Below are 21,975 nucleotides of genomic sequence, written 5' to 3'. Positions count from 1 at the left end.
CCCGGAATCTCGAGATTCCGGGTCTGGTCCTTCGGACCATCCCGGAATGACGAACCATAACGTGCACGATGGCTAAATCAAAAACGAAAACCCCCACCGACGTTGCCAAGCTCACCAAGGAGCAGGCCAAGGTCGAGCACGTGCGGCTGGCGCTGGAGCTCGAAGGCCACGACAAGCGCTATTATCAGGAAGACGCGCCCAGCATCAGCGATGCCGAATATGACGCGCTGCGGCAGCGCTATGGCGCCATCGAGAAGCGATTTCCCGAATTCGTCACGTCGGAGTCGCCGTCGCAGAAGGTCGGCGCGGCGCCATCGGGACGCTTCAGGAAGGTCCGGCATGCGGTGCCGATGCTGTCGCTCGACAACGCGTTCGCCGAGCAGGACGTGCTCGACTTCATCGGCCGTATCGAGCGCTTTCTCAAGCTCAGCGACGACAAGATCAATTTTTCCGCCGAGCCGAAGATCGACGGGTTGTCGATGTCGCTGCGTTACGAGGACGGCGAGCTTGTAACGGCGGCGACCCGCGGGGACGGCGCCGTAGGCGAGGACGTCACCGCCAACATCCGCACGCTGGAGGATGTGCCGCAGAAGCTGAAAGGCCGCAACGTGCCTGATGTCTGCGAGGTGCGCGGCGAGGTCTACATGACCAAGAAAGCGTTTCTCGCGCTGAACGAGCGCCAGAAGGCCGCCGGCGATACCATCTTCGCCAATCCGCGAAATTCCGCCGCCGGTTCGCTGCGCCAGAAAGATCCTTCGATTACCGCTTCGCGCCCGCTCGGCTTCTTCGCCTATTCCTGGGGGCAGATGAGCGCGATGCCGGAAAACACGCAGACCGGCATGATCCACTGGTTCGAGCGCTGCGGCTTCAAGACCAACCCGCTGACAAAACTCTGTCACTCCGTCGAGCACTTGATCGCGTTCCATCACGAGATCGAGGAGCAGCGCGGCGAGCTCGATTACGACATCGACGGCGTCGTCTACAAGATCGACCGCATCGATTGGCAGGAACGGCTCGGCTTCGTCTCGCGCACGCCGCGCTGGGCCATTGCGCATAAATTTCCGGCCGAGCGCGCCATGACGGTGCTCAAGGACATCGAGATCCAGGTCGGGCGTACCGGTTCGTTCACGCCGGTCGGCAAGCTCGAGCCGGTCGGCGTCGGCGGCGTGATCGTGCAGAACGTCACGCTGCACAATGAGGACTACATCAAGGGCATCGGCAACAAGGGCGAGCAGTTGCGCGAGGGACGCGACATCAGGATCGGCGACACCGTCGTGATCCAGCGCGCCGGCGACGTCATTCCGCAGGTCGTCGATGTCGTGATCGACAAGCGGCCAAAGAGTGCGAAGGAGTTTCACTTCCCGAAGAAATGCCCGTGCCCGCTGCACACCGACGTGGTGCGCGAGGAGACTGCGACGGGCGAGGAAGGCTCGCGCGCCCGCTGCACCGGCGAGTTCGCCTGTCCGTTCCAGAAGATCGAGCATCTCAAACTGTTCGTGTCGCGCCGGGCCTTCGATATCGACGGGCTTGGTGAGAAGCAGCTTCAGTATTTCTTCGATCAGGAATGGGTGAGAGAGCCCGCCGATATCTTCACGCTGCCCAAGCGCAACGCCAAGCTGAAGCTGGAGGCGATCGAGGGCTATGGCGAAACCTCGGTGCGCAACCTGTTCGGCGCGATCGAGAACCGCCGCCGCATTGCTCTGGAGCGCTTCATCTATGCGCTCGGCATGCGCCATGTCGGCGAGACCACCGCGCTGGCGCTGGCGCGCGGCTATGGTTCATGGGATGCGTTCCACGACGCCTGCCTCAAGGTCGCCAAGGGCGACGAGGAAACCATCGCCGAGATGGATGCGCTCGACCAGATCGGCGACACCGTGATCAAGAGCGTCGCCGCCTATTTCGGCGAAAGCCACAACCGCGGCATCGTCGAGCGGCTGGTCAAGGAGCTCAATGAGATCATTGACGCCGAGAAGCCCAAGAGCAATTCGGCGGTCGCGGGCAAGACCGTTGTGTTCACCGGTTCGCTCGAGAAAATGACGCGCGACGAAGCCAAGGCGACGGCTGAGAGGCTGGGCGCCAAGGCAGCCGGCTCGGTGTCGAAGAAGACGGACTACGTTGTCGCTGGACCGGGGGCGGGATCGAAGCTCGCGGAGGCCAAGAAGCACGGTGTGCCGGTGCTGACTGAGGATGAGTGGCTGAAGCTGATCGGGGAGTGACTCTCTCCGCGTCATTGCGAGGAGCGTAAGCGACGAAGCAATCCATCGTGCCGCAATCGGATAGGTGGATTGCTTCGCTTCGCTCGCAATAGGGCTGAGCCACAGTGCGTCGCTGGATAGAATTTTGCCGGAGTTCGGCCCTCAGTTGAATTCGAGGGGCTTGCCTTTCTCCCACGGCCGGAATGGTGAGACCACGCGTCCCCTGCGGTCGATGCGTCCCCATTGTCCGCCCTCGTACCAGCTACGCTCGCCTTCAGTGACAGTGCTGTCAAAGACAAGTGTGCAGTCCGTGCAGACGACAGCAACTCCGTCCCTGAATGGATAGGCGCCGTCATACACCGCCGGGATCACGAGATCGAGTTTGCGGTCGATGTATCCAATCTTGCCGCCGACTGGCGATCGCGCGAGACCGTCCTCAAAATAGTCCGGTCCGTTATCCATCACTTTAACCGGCACCGGGATAACGCCGCGTCGAACGTAGTACCATTGGGCTTTTCGTTTATCAGTCCCATTGAACAACAAGACGGAGGCCAGCCCATCCCGGTCATATCCAAGCCGAGCCAGATAAGATCGCTGCAAACGCGGCCGCCCGTCGGGGCCCGTCACCGCGCATTGCTTGAACGTGCGCTCGGTCTCCCAGCAATCGAAGACCGGGGCCTGATCAATCGCCATGACCGGCTTGGACGAAAGTGCAAGCAGCACGCCGAGCGTAACGATCTTGAGAAAATCAGGCATGATGCACGCTCGCAGGAGGCAGGTTGTATTCAGCCGTCATTGCGAGCGAAGCAATCCATTGCGGCGTAAGAACGTAATGTACTGATTTTTCTTTGCGAGACGAGGTGGATTGCTTCGCTGCGCTCGCAATGAGGGCTGAAGCACCGTGCGATCGTATTAAGCGCTGTCATTCCGGGATGGTCCGAAGGACCAGACCCGGAATCTCGAGATTCCGGGTTCGGCTCTTCGAGCCGCCCCGGAATGACAGCGACTACAGCATCCCCGATTCTTCCTCCTCCGCCTTCTTCGCCAGTTCCTCGCTGACCACGACGGTCCGGCGCGGCACGATGAAGAACATCGCGGAGGCGCAGGCGATCGAGAGTGCGAAGATCGCCGCCGTCAGCGGCAGCGTGGTGGTGGAGTGGCCGCCGAGATAGGCGCCGAATTGCGAGACCAGCGCGCCGATGCCCTGCTGCAGAAAGCCCATCGCGCCAGAGGCGGTGCCGGCGGCCTCGGGCCTCACGCTGATGGCGCCGGCCGCGGCATTGTTCATCACGAAGGCGTTGGCGATCATGACGATCATCTGGGTGCCGAACAGCCAGGCCGGCGCCTGGTTGGTCCCGGCAATGCTGAAGGCCAGGTTCAGCAGGGCGCCGGCGAATTGCAGCGCCAGCCCGAACCAGATCAGCTTCTCCAGCGAATGGCGCGGCGCGAAGCGGACGCAGAACACGTTGCCGATGAGGTAGGCAAATCCCGTCGCTGCGAACCATGCGCCGTATTCGGCGGTGGTGCGGCCCATCTGCGTCACCACGATGTAAGGTCCGCCGCCGGCGAACGCGAAGATGATCTGCGAAGCCAGCACCTGGCACAGCACGTAGCCGATGAAAGCGCGACTTCGGAGCAGGTTGCCGAGATCGCCGCGGAAGCTGCCGTCTTCGCTGCGCTCACGGCGGGTCTCGGGCAGCGCAATCGTGATCAGGACAGCGACGCTGAGGGAGCCGGCCGTGATGAAATAGAAGATCGCACGCCAGCCGAACGCAGTCTCGAGGAGGCCGCCGACGAGCGCGCTCAGCATCTGCGCCATCATCATGACAGCGATGACGAGGCTGATCATGGAGCTGATGCGGTGGCGGCTGTAGAGATCGCGGATGATGGCGCGGCTCACCACCATGCCGGTGGCGCCGCCGAGCGCCTGCAGAAACCGCGCCGCGATGAGTTGCGGCAGCGTCTGCGCCAGCGAGCAACCGATGCTGGCGGCAACCATCAGGGCGAGGCCTGCCAGCAGCACCGGGCGACGGCCGAACTTGTCCGACAGCGGTCCCATGATGAGCTGCGAGCAGGCGATGCCGACCATGTAGAGCGACACCGTCATCTGCGCGACCGAAATGTCGCCGCCAAAGGTCGTCGCCAGCACGGGCAGCGCCGGCACCAGCATGTAAAGCGAGATCGGCGCGACGCCCGTCATCGCGACCAGCATCAGCAGCATGATTTTCGATGTCGCGACGGCATGATTGTTCGTCGCGCCGGGCGGCTTGCCCACTGCGCCGTGCATTCAGTTCCGACCCTGTTTTGCTTGGATCGGACTTTTAACCAGATGGCTCAGCGCGAACAGGGATGTTTTGGCATGCGGCCATGCCGAATTGGGGAGGCGGGTGCGAGGCTGGGCCGCTGGATTCTACTTTGCATGGGGTTGTTTTCGCGATTTTGTGTCCGGCGCCCGCGCCGTATCGCTGCGCTGCACCCATCCTACGGCTATATGAGGCACAGCGATTAAAGCGGCAGCATCGCTGCCGTTGCCTCATCCAGCCACAGTTTCGTGGCGTTGTCGTCGAGGTGCGGACGCACGGCGCGGTTGACGCGCTCATGGTAATCGTTCAGCCATTTCAGCTCTGTCGCGCTCAGCATATTCACGTCGATCAGGCGGCGGTCGATCGGCGCCAGCGTCAGCGTCTCGAACGCGTTAACCGGTTTCTCGGCGCCGGCGACGTCGGTGCCGATGACGAGTTCGAGGTTCTCGATCCGGATGCCATAGGCGTCGGTCTTGTAATAGCCGGGCTCGTTGGAGAGGATCATGCCGCGCTTCAACGGCGTGGTGCCGATTTTTGAAATTCGCGCCGGGCCTTCGTGCACCGAGAGATAGCTGCCGACGCCGTGCCCGGTGCCGTGCTCGAAGTCGAGCCCGGCCTGCCACAGGAATTGGCGCGCAAAGGAATCGAGCTGCGCGCCGGTGGTGCCGTCGGGAAACACCGCGTGCGCAATCGCGATATGCCCGCGCAGCACGCGGGTGAAGCGGTCGCGCATTTCGTCGGTGGGCGTGCCGATCGCAATGGTGCGGGTGACGTCGGTGGTGCCGTCCTCATACTGCGCCCCGGAATCGATCAGCAGGAGGTCGCCCGGCACGATGCGCCGGTTGCTCTTGCGGGTGACGCGGTAATGCACGATGGCGCCGTTCGGGCCGGTGCCGGCGATCGTGGGAAAGGAAACATCCTTGAGCGCGCAGGTCTGGCGCCGGAACGTTTCCAGCGCCTCGACGGTGTCGATCTCCGTCAGCGCGCCCGAAGGCGCCTCGCGGTCGATCCAGGCGAGGAAGCGCGTCAGCGCCACGGCATCGCGCTGGTGCGCCCTCCGCGTACCCTCGATCTCCGTGATGTTCTTTACCGCCTTGAGCAGACTTACCGGATCGTTGCCGCGCACCGGTTTTCCGCCGGCCGCCGTGATCAGGCGGCTCAGCGCGTCCGCTGCGGTAGCGCTGTCGAGGGCGATTGCGCCGCCGCTGCGCGCGAGTTCCGTCAGTGTGGGCACCAGCGTGTCGGGCTCCCGGACATCGGCGGATTGTTCGAGATGGTCGCGCGTCAGGTTGGAAAGCTTGCGGTGATCGATGAATATGGTGGGGCGGCCGTCCTTCGGCACCAGCGCATAGGACAACGGCAGCGGCGTATGCGAGACGTCGGTGCCGCGGATGTTGAAGGTCCATGCCACGGCGTGGCTGTCCGAGAGCACCAGCGCATCGACGCCGAGCTTGCTGATTTCCAGCCGGATCCGCTTGAGTTTTTCGGCTTCGATCTCGCCGGAAAACTGAGGGCCATGAACGGCGACGGGGCCGAGCGGCGGGGCCGGGCGCTCGTGCCACACCGAATCCAGCGGGTTGCTGTCCACCGCGATCAATTCGGCGCCGGCCTTGGCGCAGGCGGCGGCCAGCCGCTCGGCTGCCGCCGAAGTGTGCAGCCACGGGTCAAAACCGAGGCGGTCGCCGGCCGCAAGATGCTTGGTCAGCCAGTGTTCCGGCGGCGGATCGGCCAGCGGCTCGATATGCCAGGCCTTGCGGTCGACCTGTTTGGCGGCCTGCAGCGTGTAGCGGCCGTCGACGAAAACGGCGGCCTCGCGCGTCAATACGATCGCCATGCCGGCCGAACCGGTGAAGCCGGTGAGCCAGGCCAGCCGCTCTTCGGAGGCCGGGACATACTCGTTTTGCTGCTGATCGGCGCGGGGAATCACGAATCCCGTCAGTTTCCGCCGCGCCAGCTCCTCCCGGAAGAGGGCCAGCCGCGCGGTCAGCGCCACGCCGCTTTCGGGTTCTTCGAATGTCTGGAAATGGGCTTCGAACATCGCGTCGTCACTTTAGATGTGGGCGGGGAGGTCCGCAATGCAGGCCGACATCGCCACAATTTGGCATAATCCGTGCTTCAATATATCCGTCCGCGCCAGTCGGACGAAACGGTTCTGCGATGCAGGCTGTTCGGCTCAAGATACCGGGAGGCTCCAGGAGTGTTTCAACTCAACGAAGAGGGGATACACCATGCCTGCTTTCACATTTGAGAAAATTTCGCCGCCGGTTGACGGCAGCCCCATCGCGCCGGTCGCCAACAAGAAGCAGCGCGGCGTCGTCGTGCAGATCCTGGACCGGCTCGCGGAAGCCCGCGTCAAGCGGTCGTTGAAGCGAGAAAAGGGCGTGATCGCCCGCAATCGGCACAGACCACGCGATTAGAGTTTCAATTCACCTTGCGCAGCAGCAGGCTGCTCCAGCCTTCGATGCGAAGGTGCCGGACCGGCACCAAGCCGCGGGCGCGATAGGCGGCGATGACGCCGGGCGCCTGATGCGTCAGCAGGCCCGATAGAATGACCAGCGCCGATGGCGCCAGATGCTGCGCCATCGGCGCTGCCAGTTGCCGCAATGGATTGGCGAGAATATTTGCCAGCACCAGGTCGAACGGCGCGGCAGCAACGAAGTGTGGCGCCGAGAACCCGGTGGCACGGATTGCCTGCACCAGATGTCCCGCCACGTTCAGCCGCGCATTTTCGCGGGCGACCTGCACCGAGGACGGATCGATATCGCTCGCCAGTATCCTTTCATGCAGCGCCCTGGCCGCCGCAATCGCCAGCACGCCGGTGCCGGTACCGAGATCGAGCACGCGGCGCGGGCGCCAGGCTTTCAGGACATGATCGAGCAGCAGCAGACAGCCGCGTGTGGTGCCGTGGTGGCCGGTGCCGAATGCGAGCGCCGCCTCGATTTCGATGCCGATCTTGTTGGCCGCGATCCTCTCGCGATCATGCTGGCCGTGGACCACGAAGCGCCCGGCTGGCACCGGGACGAGATCTTCGAGGCTGGCCTTGACCCAATCCTTGGCCTCGACGGTATCGAAGGCGATGCCCTCCGCGACTTCCGTACCGGCCGCATTGGCCACGAGTTCGCGGACCAGGACCTGATCGGGCGGCTCGGCAAAATGCGCCGTGACGTCCCATCGGCCATCCGGCCGTTCGAATGCGGCGATCGCGGCCTGGCCTTCAAAGAAAATTTCGGTCAGGGCATCGACGACGCCTTTGGCGGTGTGCTCGTTACCGATTGCAAAGCTGACGCGGTGCGTAGGGGCGATGGAAGTCATTGAAGACCCTAGAGAAACGGGAAAGGCGCGACGGACGGGAAGCGGGTGTTACGTTGATACCATCAGCATTTCGCTGAAGTAACCGCCGATTTCGGGGGCATTTCGGGACCGGGCGCGCCAAGCGTCCGGTCCCGTTATTTTTGGACTGGAGTTGGCGCGCCATCTGCACCGCTTATCCACAGCCGGTGCGAAAGTTGCTAACCCGTCATCCGCAGAAACATACCGATGCTTTCCACAGGCGTTGCCGCAAGGTTTCCACAGCCGCCGCGGTGATTTTTCGACAGCCAATCCACAGGATTCTCCCGTCGTTACCCACCGGGTTTACACACCTTGTCCCCATCCAGCCGCATGCGTGAGCGGAGTGCGAGCGGTGGGATCTGGTTAAGATCCGGTTTACGACCGCTGCGTATGCCCGCGATTGACCGCGTCCCCAGATGGCTCCCTCCAACAAGGTGCGACGCCGGTCCCGGGCGTCGCGTCCTGTCCGTTTCATCGCCTATCCGAACAGCGCGCGGTGATCGCCCAGGATCACCTTCGCGGCGTTGTGGCCGGGGGCGCCGGTGACGCCGCCGCCGGGGTGGGCGCCTGAGCCGCAATGATAGAGGCCCTTCAGCGGCCCGCGATAATCGGCATGGCCCAGCATCGGCCGCGCCGAGAACAACTGGTTGAGCGTCAGGGCGCCGTGAAAGATGTCGCCGCCGAGCAGGCCGAACTGCCGCTCGAGGTCGAGTGGCGACAGCACCTGGCGGCCGATCACGCTGGCCGCAAAGCCCGGCGCGAATTTATCCACCGTCGCGATCATGAGGTCGGCGACCTCCTCGCGATGGTCGTCCCACGATTTTCCATCCGGCAATTCCGGCGCGACATGCTGGCAGAACAGGCTCGCGACATGCCGGCCCTCCGGCGCGAGCGAGGCGTCGAGCGTCGAGGGGATCAGCACCTCCACCACCGGCTCGCGGCTCCAGCCATGGGCACGCGCGTCCTGCCAGGCGCGGTCCATGTAGCCGAGGCTGGGCGCGAGGATGATGCCGGCGGTGAGATGGTCGCCGGCGCCGGGCAATGCCGCGAAGGATGGCAGGGCGTTCAGCGCGACGTTCATCCGGAAGGTGCCGGAGCCGTTGCGCCAGCGCGCGATGCGTTCGAGGAATTCGGGCGCCAGCGCACCCGACGGCACGAGCCGCGTATACAGCAACTTCGGATTGACGCTGGAGACGACGTATTTCGCGCGGATGGTTTCGCCATTGTCGAGGGCGACGCCCGCGGCGCGCCCGCCCTCGACGATGACTTCGCGCACGCCCGCTTCTGTTTCGATCTCGGCTCCGTGCCCGCGCGCTGCGCACGCCATTGCCTGCGTGATCGCGCCCATGCCGCCGATCGCGTGGCCCCATACGCCCTTCTTGCCGTTCACCTCGCCGAACGCGTGGTGCAGCATCACATAGGCGGAGCCGGCCGCGTAGGGGCTGGCGTAATTGCCGACGATGGCATCGAACCCGAACAGCGCCTTCACCAGATCGTTCTCGAAACGCTCGTCCAGCATCTCGCCGGCCGAGCGCGTGAACAGGTCGAGCAGGCTGCGCTGCTGCTCCAGCGAGAGCTTGCGCAGGATGCTCGCGGTGCCTATCGCATTGAAGGCTTCGCGGATCGCGCCGATGCCGAACCCCTCGACGATGTTCGGCGGCGCGCGCAGCACGAATTGCCGGAGCACGTCGGCGATAGCCTCCAGCTCGCGCGAGAAGGTGTCGATCGCGCCGGCATCGCGCTCGCTGAGTTTCGCCACCGATTGCCGGGTGCGGCCCTCGCCGGTGAGGAGATAGCTGCCGTCAGGCGCGGGCAGAAAATTCTGCGCGCGGCGTTCGACGATGCGCAGGCCGTGTTCGGCGAGCTTCAGGTCGGCAATGATCTGCGGGTTGAGCAGGCTGACGGTATAGGCGGCCACCGAATTGCGGAAGCCGGGATGGAATTCCTCGGTCACGGCGGCGCCGCCGATCACCTTGCGGCGCTCGACCACTTTTACGCGCAGTCCGGCCATCGCGAGATAGGCCGCGCAGGTGAGGCCGTTATGCCCCGCGCCGATGATGATGACGTCCGTCTCGTTCATGCCAGCTTCAACTTCAAGAAGGTTTGATTAGTGTGGATCCGTCATTCCGGGACCGTCCGAAGGACCAGAGCTGGAATCTCGAGATTCCACAATGTGCAATTGCACATTGGGGTTCGATGCTGCGCATCGCCCCGGAACGACACTTCTTATCCCGCATTGCTCGCCGTGTCGCCCTATGCTCCATTGCGCCTCTCCGGCGGCCCTGCCGGGATCCGCCACCGGCACCCGCCGGTTTCCAGCCGGAGTTTTGATGACTTCTCCCGATCTATCCGTTTCAGCGGACCAACCTTCCGAAAGTCGGAACCGGCTGGTCCTGGTCGTCTACACCGCCGCGATCTTCGTCAGCGCGCTGCTGCTGTTTTCGGTGCAGCCATTGTTCACCAAGATGGTGCTGCCGCGGCTCGGCGGCTCGCCGGCGGTTTGGTCGGTGGCGATGGTGTTCTTCCAGTCGCTGCTGCTCGGCGGCTATGCCTATGCTCATTTTCTGATGCAGCTCCGCAATCGCACGCATCCCGTGGCGATCCATCTGGCGCTGCTCGCGGTTGCGATGCTGACGCTTCCGCTGTCGATCGCGAGCGGGTGGGGCGATCCGCCGACTTCAGGCTATGCGCTCTGGCTGCTCGGTCTGTTTGCGGTGTCGATGGGGCTGCCGTTCTTCGCACTCGCCGCCAACAATCCGCTGCTGCAGGCCTGGTTCGTCCGCACCGGCCACCCCAACGGCCCCGACCCGTACTTCCTCTACGCCTCCTCGAATATTGGCAGCTTCCTGGCGCTGTTGTCCTATCCGGTCCTGTTGGAGCCGATGTTCACGTTGCGCACGCAAAACCTGATCTGGACCGGCGGTTATGGCCTCTTGGTCGTGCTGATCGCAACCTGCGGCGTGTTGCTGCTGCGCTCGCCGCCGAAGGCAGCGGAACTGAACATGCCGGCCGACGATATCAACGCGCCGGCGCCGCCATGGATTTTGCGTGCCCGCTGGATCTTTCTGGCGGCCGTGCCGTCGGGGCTGCTGATCGCGGTAACCGCGCATATTTCCACCGACGTCGCCGCCGCGCCGCTTTTGTGGGTGCTGCCGCTGTCGCTCTATCTCCTGACCTGGGTGCTGGTGTTCCAGTCACGCCCGCTGTTGCCGCACAAATGGATGCTGCTGGCGCAGCCGCTGGCGATCGCCGGCGTCGTGGTGCTGCTTGCTTTTGGCGGCGAGCAGAATCTGCTGCTGACGCTCGGCGGACATCAGCTCTGCTTCTTCGTCATCGCGATGGCTTGCCATGGCGAACTGGCGCGCACTCGCCCGGCGGCGAAATATCTCACCGGCTTCTATGTCGCGCTGTCGTTCGGTGGCATGGTCGGCGGACTCTTTGCCGGCCTGATTGCGCCGTTCACCTTCTCATGGGTTGCGGAATACCCGATCCTGCTGGCGCTTGCGGCGCTGTGCCGGCCGCCCGGCGGCGAACGCTTGCCGCGCTGGAGCGCGTGGTACTGGCCGTTCCTCGCGGTGCTGGCGGTAGCGTTGATGGCGCCGGCGTGGTCGACTGGAAAATGGTTCAACTGGTTCGAGGATCATCGCGTCTGGGTGATCGGCGCGGTCGGCGTGCTGGCGGCGCTGCTGGCGCTTGCGCTCAATGCCAACCGTTGGAAGATCTTTGCGACCGTCGTTGTGGCGCTGGTATTGCTGCGCGCCTATCCTTCCGACGACGGGCGGGTCGAGACGGTGCGAAGTTTCTTCGGCGTTCACAAGATCGTGGTGACGCCGAACGGCCAGTATCACGTGCTGATGCACGGCACCACGATCCACGGCGCCGAGAAATTCAAGAACGACGACGGCACGCCGGTCACCGGTCAGCCGGAGCCGATCACTTACTACCACAAGGACGGCGGCATCGGTCAGGCGATCACGGCGATTCGCGAGCGCAAGGGCGCGCCGCTGCGCGTAGCGGTGATCGGGCTCGGCTCCGGCACGCTGGTCTGCGCCTCCGAGCCCGGCGAGGAGTGGAAGTTCTTCGAGATCGACCAGACGATGGTCGATACCGCGCGCGATCCGAAATATTTCACCTACATCCAGGTTTGCGAGCCGAACCTTGAGCCTGTGATCGGCGATGCGCGGCTGACCTTCGCGCGCGAGCCCGACGGCGTCTACGACCTGATCATCGTCGACGCCTATTCCTCGGATGCGATTCCGATTCACCTGGCGACCGAAGAGGCGATGGAAATCTACAAGTCCAAGCTGGCGCCGCAGGGGGCTGTGGTGATGCACGTCTCCAACCGGCATCTGGAACTGCCCAGCGTCGTCGTCGGCATCGCCGACGCCAACGACCTGAAGAGCTGGGTCTACAGCGAGGATTCCGGCCGCGACGCCGAATACATCTTCTCGACCTCGGTCGTGGTCTCGGCGCGGGAAGAGGCCGACGTCGGCAAGCTGGCGTCCTCTGATCAATGGGCGCTGACAGAGGCCGAAGACGACCAGCGGGTCTGGACCGACGATTATTCCAACGTGCTGGGCGCCGTGTGGCGGCGGTTCAGGAAGGGCGAGGAATAGCCCGAGTTGCGATCAGGCAGGGCGCGCCTATGATCAATTGTGCTCCAATGACTGGAGATCCGTCATGGCCAATTTCACTCCCGTCTCGGCCGCCGTCGGCGGCGTTCTGATCGGGCTTTCCGCGGTCCTGCTGATGCTATCGACCGGCCGGATCGCCGGCATCAGCGGTGTCTTCAGCGGCCTGTTGAATTTGCGTAGCGAGGATAAAGGCTGGCGCATCGCTTTCATCGCCGGGCTCATTCTGGCGCCCGTGATCGCCGGCCTTATCGGGTACGGTATGGCGCCGCCGAAGCTGCCATTGAACTGGGCCGTCATTATCGTGGCGGGCCTGTTGGTCGGATTCGGCACCCGGCTCGGTGGCGGCTGCACTTCCGGTCACGGCATTTGCGGAATAGGCCGGCTGTCGCCGCGCTCGATCGCCGCTACCGCCATTTTCATGGTGACCGCGATCGTCACCGTCGCGATCACGCGTCACGTGCTGGGAGGTTGAGCCATGCGGATCATCCCTCCCCTGTTGTGCGGCCTGATCTTCGGCGCGGGCCTGCTGATTTCGGGCATGGTGCAGCCGACCAAGGTTTTAGGTTTTCTGGACATCTTCGGCGCGTGGGATCCGAGCCTCGCGGTGGTAATGGCTGCGGCGCTCGCGGTGTCGGTGCCGGGCTTCATGCTGGCGGGTCGCCGTTCGCGGCCGTGGCTTGCCGGGAAATATTTCTGGCCGGGCAAGTCGGGGATCGATTCGCCGCTGGTTGCGGGCGCCGCGCTGTTCGGAATTGGATGGGGCCTTGTCGGACTATGCCCAGGGCCAGCTCTGGAGAGCCTGGCGACACTGTCGCCCGGCATCATCGTCTTCGTCGTCGCGATGGCCGCCGGTATGATGGCTCACGATGCCTGGCAACAATCGCGGCTGACGGCGCAACGCGAGCGCCTGCTGGCGAGCGCGACGGATGGCTGAGATGGCGGCCGCGGACGTCCTGCGACCGCGATGAAGTCGCCGGCTAGTCCTGGTAAGTGAACAGCCCGCGCTGCTGATAATACGGCCGCGGCTGTTGGTAATAGCCCTGCGGTGCCGGCGCATAGCCGCGGTTGTCGTAGTATTGCTGTTGTTGTTGCTGCTGCTGATAGGCCTGGGTGTCATAGACGCGGCGGCTCGGCGGCGCCGGATAGCGCGCTTCGTTCGACGTACCATCGGCGGGATAGATATAGCCGTCGCCGGCCCGGGCCTGCGGCGCGACGCGCTGCTGTTGCGGCGTGATCACGACGGGATCACCTGCTGCGGAGTCGTATTGCTGTTCATATTGCGGCAGCGGCGCGCGGCGGGCGACCGCGGTGTTGGAGCGCGGCCGCGGATTGCGCGCCAGCGCGACCTGGGACGAGCCGGTCAGCGTCACCGTGGTGTTGAGAACGCCTTGCTCCTTGACCAGCGCAAAGAGCTTTGCGGCATTGTCGCGCGACAACCGCACGCAGCCATGCGAGGCCGGGCTGCCAAGGCGATTGACGGAATCCGTGCCGTGAATGGCGTGGCCGATCTTGGTGAAGAAGATCGAGTGCGGCATCGGCGCCTCGTCGAACTCCTTGGAATAGTGGTCTTCCTCCATGCGGAAGGCGCGGAAGCTGCCGTTCGGCGTCTCGTAGGAGGGAAGGCCCGACGATACCGGCCACCGGTACTGCTCGACGCCGTCGACGGCGACGGTCATCTGCTGATTGTCCTTATCCACAGTGATGGCGACTTTGGCTTGGGCGGCGCCAGCGGCAAACAGCGTCAGGGCGGCGACGGCAATGAGGAAGGAACGCATTTTACCTTTGGCCTCCAGGCCTCTGTACTAAAACGCCGGCTCTCCGTCCCCGGCATCACTATGCCCGGAAACCGCTACTGGTTCCAGTGGCCTGCGCCCGCAATCGTTAACGCCCCCCGCGGCGCAAACAAGGCGGCAGGACGGCGTGGGCCGGCTACGGAGCTGACTTTTTCGCGAGCGGGGAAGCGCTCTGGGCGTTGTGTTACCGGCGGATTTGAAAGCGTCATTCCGGGATGGTCCGTCAGGACCAGACCCGGAATCTCGAGATTCCGGGTTCGGCTCTGCGAGCCGCCCCGGAATGACGCTGCGCGTCAGTTCTTCAGCCGGTAACCGGTCCGAAAAATCCACCACACCAGGGCCATGCAGATGGCGAGGAAGCCGAGCGTCATGCCGAGGCTCAAGGCCACGCTGACGTCGGCGATCTCGTAGAAGCTCCAGCGGAAGCCCGAGATCAGATACACAACCGGATTGAGCAGTGTGATGGTACGCCAGCCCGACGGCAGCATGTTCACCGAGTAGAAGCTGCCGCCGAGGAAGGTCAGCGGCGTCACGATCAGCATCGGGATCATCTGCAGCTTTTCGAAGCCGTCGGCCCAGATGCCGATGATGAAGCCGAACAGGCTGAAGGTCACTGCCGTCAGCACCAGGAAGGTCAGCATCCACCAGGGGTGCTGGATATGCAGCGGCACGAACAGCGCGGCGGTCGCCATGATGATCAACCCGAGGATGATGGATTTGGTCGCGGCCGCGCCGACATAGCCGATCACGATCTCGATATACGAAACCGGCGCCGACAGGATTTCGTAGATGGTACCGACGAATTTCGGGAAGTAGATGCCGAACGAGGCGTTGGCGATGCTCTGCGTCAAGACCGACAGCATCACCAGCCCCGGCACGATGAACGTGCCGTAGCTGACGCCCTCGACCTCGGTGATGCGGGAGCCGATCGCGGCCCCGAACACCACGAAATAGAGCGAGGTGGAAACCACCGGCGAGACGATGCTTTGCAGCAGCGTGCGCCAGGTGCGGGCCATTTCGAACAGATAGATGGCGCGGATCGCACGGTAATTCATGGCGCCCTCACCAGGCTGACGAAGATGTCTTCCAGGGAAGACTGGCGGGTATCGAGGTCCGAGATGCGAATGCCAGCATTGCGGAGGTCATTGAGCAGGCTGGTGATGCCGGTGCGGTCGCCCTTGGTGTCGTAGTCGTAGATCACTGCGTGGCCGTCGTCGGACAGTTCGAGATTGTAAGCGGCGAGCGAGGCGGGAATCGCATCGATCCTGCCTTGCAGATGCACTTTCAATTCCTTCTTGCCGAGCTTCTGCATCAGCCCGGCCTTGTCCTCGACCAGGATGATCTCGCCCTTGTTGATGACGCCGATGCGGTCGGCCATCTCCTCGGCTTCCTGGATGTAATGCGTGGTCAGGATGATGGTGACGCCGGAAGCCTGCAGTGCGCGCACCACATCCCACATGCCCTTGCGCAATTCGACATCGACGCCCGCGGTCGGCTCGTCGAGGAACAGGATCTGCGGCTCGTGCGACAGCGCCTTCGCAATCATCACGCGGCGCTTCATGCCGCCGGAGAGCGTGATGATCTTGGAATCCTTCTTGTCCCACAGCGACAGATCCTTCAGCACTTTTTCGATGTGCGCGGGATTCTTCGGCTTGCCGAACAGGCCGCGGCTAAAGCTGACGGTCGCCCATACGGTCTCAAAGGAATCGGTGTGCAGTTCCTGCGGCACTAGCCCGATCAGCGAGCGCGCGGCGCGATAATCCCGGTTGATGTCATGGCCGCCCACCGTAACGCTGCCCTCGCTCAGATTGGCGATGCCGCAGATAATGCTGATCAACGTGGTCTTGCCGGCGCCATTCGGCCCAAGCAGGGCGAATATCTCGCCGCGCTTGATGTCCAGATTGATGTTGTTCAGCGCCTTGAAGTCGGAGCCGTAGATCTTTGAGAGATTTGAGACGGATATGATGGGGGGCATCGCGAGCATGGCAGTCTGAAACGGATATGGGCGACGACACAGCGGCGCTTTCGGCCGGATCGACGCGGGGGAGGGGTGGGAACCGGGAGATAGGAACGCTATGCTACTTATGCAATCGCATGGGGAAAAATTATCGCTCCTACACCCGCTCCACGAAACTATCGACCACCTTCTTCTCGCCGGCCTTCTCGAACGCGATCGTCAGCTTGTTGCCGTCGATTTTCACCACATGGCCGTAGCCGAATTTTTGGTGAAACACGCGGTCGTCGAGCGAGAATTCCGAAACGGTGCCGGTGGATTTTGCGACCAGCTCGCCTTCGATCACCAACGGGCCACGCTTGTTGCGCGAAAAGCCGCCGCCTGAGAAGGCATCGCTGCGTGAGCCTGAAAATGACGACTGTCCCTCTTCAAAACCGCCGCGCGCCTGTCCGCTGCGGCCAGCCTGGCCGCGGTTGCGGTTGGCTTGCGCGCGCTGCCAGCCCGGCGTGGCGTAGCTGGAGCCGAAGGATTCGACATTGTCGAAGCGCGACGGGCCGTAGCCGCCGGCGCCGCCCCAGCCGGAGCCGCCCTTGGATTCCGTGATCTCGACATTGGCCGACGGCAGTTCGTCGAGGAAGCGCGACGGGATCGTGGTCGACCACGTGCCGTGAATGCGGCGGTTGGTGGCGAAATAGAGTTTTGCGCGGCGGCGGGCGCGCGTCAGGCCGACATGGGCGAGGCGCCGCTCTTCCTCGAGGCCGGCGCGGCCCTGTTCGTCGAGCGTGCGCTGGCTCGGAAACAGGCCTTCCTCCCAGCCCGGCAGGAACACGTTGTCGAACTCGAGCCCCTTGGCCGAATGCAGTGTCATCAGCGAGACGGCTTCGTCCTCGGCACCACCGTCGCGGTCCATCACCAGCGAAATATGTTCGAGGAACCCTTGCAGGTTCTCGAACTCTTCCATCGAGCGTACGAGTTCTTTCAGGTTGTCGAGCCGGCTGGCGGCGTCCGCCGAGCGGTCCTTCTGCCACATCTCGGTATAGCCGCTCTCGTCGAGGACGATTTCGGCGAGCTCGGTATGCGCGGTCACCTCGCGCTGGGCCCGCCAGCGGTCGAATTGCAGGATGAGGTCGCGCAAGCTTCCGCGCGCCTTCGGCTTCAATTCGTCGGTTTCGACGACGGCGCGGGCGGCCTCGAACAGCGGCATGCGCCGCTTGCGGGCATGGTCGTGCAGCAACTGCACGGTGGCGTCGCCAAGCCCGCGCTTCGGGACATTGACGATGCGCTCGAAGGCGAGATCGTCAGCCGGCGAATTGATCACGCGCAAATAAGCCAGCGCATCGCGGATTTCGGCGCGCTCATAGAAGCGCGGACCGCCGATGACGCGATAGGGCAGGCCGAGCGTCACAAAACGATCTTCGAATTCGCGCATCTGGAACGAGGCCCGCACCAGGATCGCGACCTCGTTGAGGTTTTCGCCCGCGCGCTGCAACTCCTCGATCTCCTCGCCGATGGCGCGGGCTTCCTCTTCCGAATCCCAGGAACCTGTGACGGTGACCTTTTCGCCGTCGACATCCTCGGTGCGCAGCGTCTTGCCGAGCCGGCCTTCGTTGTGCGCGATCAGATGCGAGGCGGCGGCGAGGATATGCCCGGTGGAGCGGTAATTGCGCTCGAGCCGGATGACTTTCGCGCCAGGAAAGTCGTGCTCGAAGCGCAGGATGTTGTCGACCTCGGCGCCGCGCCAGCCATAGATCGACTGGTCGTCGTCGCCGACGCAGCAGATGTTTTTCGGGGGGGAGGGCTGAGCGACGGGATTTCCCGCGTCATTCCGGGGCGCACCGGCAGGTGCGAACCCGGAATCTCGAGCTGAGTCCTCTTTATCTCCAGATTCCGGGTTCACGCCTGCGGCGCGCCCCGGAATGACGGCTGGGTCCATAGCTCCCGGGATGATCGCAGACAGCGGAACGCCCGGCCGCGACGGTGCCTGCGACAGCAGTCGCAGCCAGAGATACTGCGCGACGTTGGTGTCCTGATATTCGTCGACCAGAATGAACTTGAACCGGTTCTGGTACTGCCGCAGCACATCGGGGTTTTCACGAAACAGCCGGATGTTCTCCAGCAGCAGATCGCCGAAATCGGCGGCGTTGAGGATCTTCAGCCGCTCCTGGTAGCTGGCGTAGAGCTTGCCGCCTTTGCCGTTGCCGAACATCGCAGCTTCGCCTGATGGTACCTGGCTGGGCGTCAGTCCGCGGTTCTTCCAGCCGTCGATCAGCCCGGCCAGCATGCGCGCCGGCCAGCGCTTGTCGTCGATGCTCTCGGCCTGCAGCAATTGCTTGAGCAGGCGGACCTGATCGTCGACATCGAGCACGGTGAAATTGGATTTGAGCTGCACCAGCTCGGCATGGAAGCGCAGGATGCGTCCGCCGATCGAGTGGAAGGTGCCGAGCCACGGCATGCCCTCCACGGCTTGGCCGAGCATCTGGCCAAGCCGCAGCTTCATCTCGCGCGCGGCCTTGTTGGTGAACGTCACCGACAGGATTTCATGCGGCCGGGCACGGCCCTGGCTCAGGATGTGGGCGATGCGCGTGGTCAGCACGCGGGTCTTGCCGGTGCCGGCGCCGGCCAGCACCAGGACCGGTCCGTCGAGCGTCTCGACCGCCTCGCGTTGCTCCGGATTGAGCCCGCTCAGATATTGCGGACCGGCCGCAGCCCGCGCACGCGCGGCGATGCCGCCAGCCGCAGGCTGGTGCTCGGGGACGCCGCGATGGGGCAGTTTGCTCGGCTCGGTCATCGTCGAATCGTGTTGGCCCCACGATGGCACCGTGAGGCGGTAAAGGGGAGCCTTCTTAGCAGGGATTGAGAGCCATATAGGGCTTGTTCGGCCATTTTGACAGGTTTTATCCGATCGCGTTTGCAGGCCTGATCTCAGGGCTTTGCTGCGATTTTGTTCCGCTTAAATCGTCAAATTTCGCGATTTTGCGGCCCGGAACCATCATTCCCGGCCCGGATTGGTCCTGCGGGTGATGCGCGGCGCGTCAGTCGTCGCCGTCGCGAGCGCAACAGCCAATTGAGGTCGTATCATGTTGAGCTGGGTCGTCACGTTTCTGATTATCGCGTTGATCGCGGGTGTTCTGGGCTTCGGCGGCATCGCCGGCGCTTCCGTTGAAATCGCCAAGGCGATCTTCTTCATCGCCGTGATCCTGTTTCTGATCTCGGCGGTGGTCGGACTGGTGCGCGGACGCAGCAACGTCTAGCGACCGGGTGGCTATCTCTGGGGCATGGCGACCTTGCGGCCGATGCCTTCGGGCCGCGGCACGGTTGCATGCGAAGCCACCACCGCCTGGATGCGCGCACGAATGTCCGGTGGGAAGGCGGCAACCTTCCGCTGCGTCATGTCCATATGGAGCGTCATGTTTTCCGAGGTGGCGGAGAGCCAGCCTTCGGTGGCGTGGCGCAGCTCCTCGAACGTATGCAGCCGCTTCTCGTCGCTTTCGAGCACGTAGACTGTAACCTGTACGGGATCGCCGAGGTGAATCTCGCGTATGTAGCGTACATGGCATTCGGCGGTGAAGGTCGAGCAGTGGCGTTCCTTCATGTAGGCCGGTCCGATCCCGAGCTGCAGCCACATTTCGTCGATCGCGCGGTCCATCATGACGTTGTAATAGGCCATGTTGAGGTGGCCGTTATAGTCGATCCATTGCGGCTCGATCTGCATCACCGAAGACAGGAACGGGGCCGGCGGCAGCGGTATCGTCTTCAGGCGGTCGCCGGCGGCGGCAGCGCTCGTCATCATGCATCCCTTTGTTTTTTCGGGTCTCTTGACCCCCCTTATATCCTTTGCCACGGTCCGCTCAAATCCGGAGGAATTTGGCGTGGCGACGACGATATCAGGTAGTATGAAGCGGCCGGAGCCGCAGGCGCTGGCAGGCACGGTCGAGGCGCTGGCGGCGCGCTTCGGCAACCGGCTGATCACCTCGCAGGCGGTGCGCGAACAGCATGCCCATACCACCACATGGCTGCCGACGCAGCCGCCGGATGCGGTGGTGATGGCGCAGGAGACCGCCGACATCCAGGATGTCGTGCGGATCTGTGCCAAGCACCGCGTTCCCGTGATCGCCTTCGGCACCGGAACCTCGCTGGAGGGCCAGGTCAACGCGCCGGCTGGTGGCGTCTGCATCGATTTGCGCGACATGAACCGGATTCTCGAAGTTCATGCCGAGGACCTGGACTGCGTGATCCAGCCGGGCGTCACCCGCAAGGCGTTGAACGAACATCTGCGCGACCAGGGATTGTTCTTTCCGATCGATCCCGGCGCCGACGCGTCGCTCGGCGGCATGGCTTCGACGCGCGCCTCCGGGACCAATGCGGTGCGCTACGGCACCATGCGCGACAACGTGCTGGCGCTGAAAGTGGTGCGCGGCGACGGCGAGATCATCACGACGGGCACGCGGGCCAAGAAATCATCGGCCGGTTACGACCTGACGCATCTGTTCGTCGGCGCCGAGGGCACGCTCGGCATCATCTCCGAACTCACCATGAAGCTGCGCGGCATTCCTGAGACGATCGCAGCCGCCGCCTGTTCGTTCGAGACGGTGCGCGGCGCCTGCCAGGCTACCATACTGGCCATCCAGATCGGCATTCCGCTGGCGCGGATCGAACTGCTCAACGCCGAGCAGGTCCGCGCCTGCAATGCCTATTCGAAGCTGACCTTGCCGGAGACGCCACTGCTGCTTCTGGAATTTCATGGCAGCGAGGTCGAGGTGGCCGAGCAGTCGAGGAATTTCAGCGAGATCGCCAAGGAATGCGGCGGCGGCGATTTCACCTGGACGACCAAGCCCGAGGACCGCACAAAACTCTGGCAGGCGCGGCATGACGCCTATTGGTCGGTCAAGGCGCTGCGCCCCGGCGCGGGCGTGGTGGCGACCGACGTCTGCGTGCCAATCTCAAGGCTGGCCGATTGTGTCACCGAGACCGAGGACGACCTGAAACGGCTCAACCTGCTGTCGCCGATCGTCGGCCATGTCGGCGACGGCAACTTCCACTGCTCACTGGTCTGCGACGTCGACAACAAGGAAGAAATGGCGCGCGGCGAGGACTTCATGCACCGCCTGGTCGAACGGGCGCAGTCGATGGGCGGCACCTGCACCGGCGAGCACGGCATCGGGCAGGGCAAGCAGAAATACCTCGAGGCCGAGCTCGGCCCCGAGGCGATCGACGCCATGCGCGCGTTGAAGCAGGCGCTCGATCCGCAGAATATTTTCAATCCCGGAAAGATCGTGCCGGCGAACTAGAGCGCAAGCGTGCATGGCTACCGGATGAAGGCAAGATAGCGCCTCCGGGGCTCGCCACCTTTGCGCTGAAACCGCTGGTGGCGGGCAAGCACTTGCAACGACGTTCTTCGCTCAAGGGTTGTATATTGTGGCGGCCGTCGCAGTTTGGTTCCAAACATAGCCTCGTTTCACCACGGCGCCGCCCGACTTAAACATCGTCGCGCCCGAACTGCCCTCTTCAGCTTGGTTCCGCAACATGTGTTGCGTGTGTCGTGCGTGATGAGGTGCGTTGATGCGGTTTGTTTCCTGGGGGATTGTTGCCGCTTGTGGCTTTTTACTGACAGTACCGGCGGCGAAGGCTGCCGATTTTCGTGTTCCGGACCTGCCTTCGCCTCACTACAACTGGACCGGATTTTATGCGGGCGTTTACGGCGGCGGAGCGTATGCGGCGTGGGCCGCTGACTACTGCCGAAATGGTGCTTGCCGTCATGCGGAGGGG

General features: G+C 63.6%; 17 protein-coding genes and 1 pseudogene. 8 read left to right on the top strand and 10 right to left on the bottom strand.

The features are described 5' to 3' along the window. The first annotated feature begins 68 nt into the window (after positions 1-68). The gene (ligA, locus tag CP49_RS37295) at positions 69-2,216 is read left to right on the top strand and encodes an NAD-dependent DNA ligase LigA (RefSeq protein WP_057855095.1); all 2,148 of its coding nucleotides are present in this window, start codon (positions 69-71) and stop codon (positions 2,214-2,216) included. A 141-nt stretch (positions 2,217-2,357) separates the two neighbouring features. Here the strand turns inward: ligA and CP49_RS37290 are convergent, their stop codons facing one another. The 3 genes from CP49_RS37290 to CP49_RS37280 all read right to left on the bottom strand — a co-directional run bounded on the left by CP49_RS37290 (position 2,358) and on the right by CP49_RS37280 (position 6,536). Then, entirely contained in the window at positions 2,358-2,951 is a 594-nt protein-coding gene (locus CP49_RS37290; protein WP_057855094.1) for a WG repeat-containing protein, read from the bottom strand. A gap of 250 nt (positions 2,952-3,201) precedes the next feature. Then, positions 3,202-4,482 (bottom strand): multidrug effflux MFS transporter, encoded by a 1,281-nt coding sequence (locus CP49_RS37285; protein ID WP_057855093.1) that lies wholly within the window; start codon positions 4,480-4,482, stop codon positions 3,202-3,204. A 218-nt stretch (positions 4,483-4,700) separates the two neighbouring features. Then, entirely contained in the window at positions 4,701-6,536 is a 1,836-nt protein-coding gene (locus tag CP49_RS37280; RefSeq protein ID WP_057855092.1) for an aminopeptidase P family protein, read from the bottom strand. 190 nt (positions 6,537-6,726) lie between these two features. On the opposite strand from CP49_RS37280, the gene CP49_RS49540 reads away from it, so the two are divergent. Then, positions 6,727-6,915, top strand: a complete 189-nt coding sequence (locus tag CP49_RS49540) for a hypothetical protein (RefSeq protein WP_057855091.1) — start codon at positions 6,727-6,729, stop codon at positions 6,913-6,915. Between the two features lie 4 nt (positions 6,916-6,919). Here the strand turns inward: CP49_RS49540 and CP49_RS37270 are convergent, their stop codons facing one another. Beyond that, the gene (locus CP49_RS37270) at positions 6,920-7,810 is read right to left on the bottom strand and encodes a 50S ribosomal protein L11 methyltransferase (RefSeq protein ID WP_057855090.1); all 891 of its coding nucleotides are present in this window, start codon (positions 7,808-7,810) and stop codon (positions 6,920-6,922) included. Positions 7,811-8,306: 496 nt separating this feature from the next. After that, complete coding sequence (locus tag CP49_RS37265) at positions 8,307-9,908, bottom strand: phytoene desaturase family protein (RefSeq protein ID WP_057855089.1); 1,602 nt, start codon at positions 9,906-9,908, stop codon at positions 8,307-8,309. 250 nt (positions 9,909-10,158) lie between these two features. Here CP49_RS37265 and CP49_RS37260 point away from each other — a divergent pair, with 250 nt between their 5' ends. From CP49_RS37260 to CP49_RS37250, 3 genes are all read left to right on the top strand, one after another. Beyond that, a complete protein-coding gene (locus CP49_RS37260) occupies positions 10,159-12,444 on the top strand; it encodes a fused MFS/spermidine synthase (RefSeq protein ID WP_057855104.1) in 2,286 nt (761 codons plus the stop codon). 64 nt (positions 12,445-12,508) lie between these two features. Continuing rightward, the gene (locus tag CP49_RS37255) at positions 12,509-12,934 is read left to right on the top strand and encodes a YeeE/YedE family protein (RefSeq protein ID WP_057855088.1); all 426 of its coding nucleotides are present in this window, start codon (positions 12,509-12,511) and stop codon (positions 12,932-12,934) included. Between the two features lie 3 nt (positions 12,935-12,937). Next, on the top strand, positions 12,938-13,396 hold the full coding sequence (locus CP49_RS37250; protein WP_057855087.1) for a DUF6691 family protein: 459 nt from the start codon (positions 12,938-12,940) through the stop codon (positions 13,394-13,396). 43 nt (positions 13,397-13,439) lie between these two features. Here CP49_RS37250 and CP49_RS37245 read toward each other — a convergent pair whose 3' ends face one another. From CP49_RS37245 to CP49_RS37230, 4 genes are all read right to left on the bottom strand, one after another. Then, complete coding sequence (locus CP49_RS37245; protein ID WP_057855086.1) at positions 13,440-14,237, bottom strand: L,D-transpeptidase; 798 nt, start codon at positions 14,235-14,237, stop codon at positions 13,440-13,442. A 311-nt stretch (positions 14,238-14,548) separates the two neighbouring features. Continuing rightward, positions 14,549-15,310, bottom strand: coding sequence for an ABC transporter permease (locus CP49_RS37240; RefSeq protein WP_057855085.1), 762 nt, complete (start codon positions 15,308-15,310; stop codon positions 14,549-14,551). Then, a complete protein-coding gene (locus CP49_RS37235; RefSeq protein ID WP_057855084.1) occupies positions 15,307-16,230 on the bottom strand; it encodes an ABC transporter ATP-binding protein in 924 nt (307 codons plus the stop codon). Before CP49_RS37235 ends, CP49_RS37240 begins: the two co-directional genes overlap by 4 nt. Before the next feature lie 139 nt (positions 16,231-16,369). After that, the gene (locus CP49_RS37230) at positions 16,370-18,997 is read right to left on the bottom strand and encodes an ATP-dependent helicase (RefSeq protein ID WP_057855083.1); all 2,628 of its coding nucleotides are present in this window, start codon (positions 18,995-18,997) and stop codon (positions 16,370-16,372) included. Positions 18,998-19,286: 289 nt separating this feature from the next. On the opposite strand from CP49_RS37230, the gene CP49_RS43935 reads away from it, so the two are divergent. Then, positions 19,287-19,460 (top strand): DUF1328 domain-containing protein, encoded by a 174-nt coding sequence (locus CP49_RS43935; RefSeq protein ID WP_028350352.1) that lies wholly within the window; start codon positions 19,287-19,289, stop codon positions 19,458-19,460. 11 nt (positions 19,461-19,471) lie between these two features. On the opposite strand, the gene CP49_RS37225 is transcribed toward CP49_RS43935, so the two are convergent. Continuing rightward, positions 19,472-19,996, bottom strand: coding sequence for a thioesterase family protein (locus CP49_RS37225; RefSeq protein WP_057855103.1), 525 nt, complete (start codon positions 19,994-19,996; stop codon positions 19,472-19,474). Positions 19,997-20,102: 106 nt separating this feature from the next. On the opposite strand from CP49_RS37225, the gene CP49_RS37220 reads away from it, so the two are divergent. Together CP49_RS37220 and CP49_RS46795 are read left to right on the top strand one after the other, a co-directional pair. Next, positions 20,103-21,497 (top strand): FAD-binding oxidoreductase, encoded by a 1,395-nt coding sequence (locus tag CP49_RS37220; protein ID WP_420807684.1) that lies wholly within the window; start codon positions 20,103-20,105, stop codon positions 21,495-21,497. A gap of 271 nt (positions 21,498-21,768) precedes the next feature. Beyond that, a pseudogene (locus tag CP49_RS46795) lies at positions 21,769-21,975 on the top strand (hypothetical protein); the annotation flags it as partial.

Origin of the sequence: Bradyrhizobium valentinum (assembly GCF_001440405.1) — a bacterium.
GTDB classification, from domain to species: domain Bacteria; phylum Pseudomonadota; class Alphaproteobacteria; order Rhizobiales; family Xanthobacteraceae; genus Bradyrhizobium; species Bradyrhizobium valentinum.
Note: the sequence above shows the minus strand (reverse complement) of the source record. Positions and strands in the feature narration are given on the sequence as shown.

What these genes read in the sequence shown, in the direction of transcription:
- CP49_RS37285 (WP_057855093.1), bottom strand. Translation starts at nt 4,482, where the DNA reads ATGCACGGCGCAGTGGGCAAGCCGCCCGGCGCGACGAACAATCATGCC.
- CP49_RS37260 (WP_057855104.1), top strand. Translation starts at nt 10,159, where the DNA reads ATGACTTCTCCCGATCTATCCGTTTCAGCGGACCAACCTTCCGAAAGT.
- CP49_RS37225 (WP_057855103.1), bottom strand. Translation starts at nt 19,996, where the DNA reads ATGACGAGCGCTGCCGCCGCCGGCGACCGCCTGAAGACGATACCGCTG.
- ligA (WP_057855095.1), top strand. Translation starts at nt 69, where the DNA reads ATGGCTAAATCAAAAACGAAAACCCCCACCGACGTTGCCAAGCTCACC.
- CP49_RS37270 (WP_057855090.1), bottom strand. Translation starts at nt 7,810, where the DNA reads ATGACTTCCATCGCCCCTACGCACCGCGTCAGCTTTGCAATCGGTAAC.
- CP49_RS49540 (WP_057855091.1), top strand. Translation starts at nt 6,727, where the DNA reads ATGCCTGCTTTCACATTTGAGAAAATTTCGCCGCCGGTTGACGGCAGC.
- CP49_RS37250 (WP_057855087.1), top strand. Translation starts at nt 12,938, where the DNA reads ATGCGGATCATCCCTCCCCTGTTGTGCGGCCTGATCTTCGGCGCGGGC.
- CP49_RS37265 (WP_057855089.1), bottom strand. Translation starts at nt 9,908, where the DNA reads ATGAACGAGACGGACGTCATCATCATCGGCGCGGGGCATAACGGCCTC.
- CP49_RS37230 (WP_057855083.1), bottom strand. Translation starts at nt 18,997, where the DNA reads ATGACCGAGCCGAGCAAACTGCCCCATCGCGGCGTCCCCGAGCACCAG.
- CP49_RS37280 (WP_057855092.1), bottom strand. Translation starts at nt 6,536, where the DNA reads ATGTTCGAAGCCCATTTCCAGACATTCGAAGAACCCGAAAGCGGCGTG.
- CP49_RS37255 (WP_057855088.1), top strand. Translation starts at nt 12,509, where the DNA reads ATGGCCAATTTCACTCCCGTCTCGGCCGCCGTCGGCGGCGTTCTGATC.
- CP49_RS37220 (WP_420807684.1), top strand. Translation starts at nt 20,103, where the DNA reads ATGAAGCGGCCGGAGCCGCAGGCGCTGGCAGGCACGGTCGAGGCGCTG.
- CP49_RS37235 (WP_057855084.1), bottom strand. Translation starts at nt 16,230, where the DNA reads ATGCCCCCCATCATATCCGTCTCAAATCTCTCAAAGATCTACGGCTCC.
- CP49_RS37290 (WP_057855094.1), bottom strand. Translation starts at nt 2,951, where the DNA reads ATGCCTGATTTTCTCAAGATCGTTACGCTCGGCGTGCTGCTTGCACTT.
- CP49_RS37245 (WP_057855086.1), bottom strand. Translation starts at nt 14,237, where the DNA reads ATGCGTTCCTTCCTCATTGCCGTCGCCGCCCTGACGCTGTTTGCCGCT.
- CP49_RS37240 (WP_057855085.1), bottom strand. Translation starts at nt 15,310, where the DNA reads ATGAATTACCGTGCGATCCGCGCCATCTATCTGTTCGAAATGGCCCGC.
- CP49_RS43935 (WP_028350352.1), top strand. Translation starts at nt 19,287, where the DNA reads ATGTTGAGCTGGGTCGTCACGTTTCTGATTATCGCGTTGATCGCGGGT.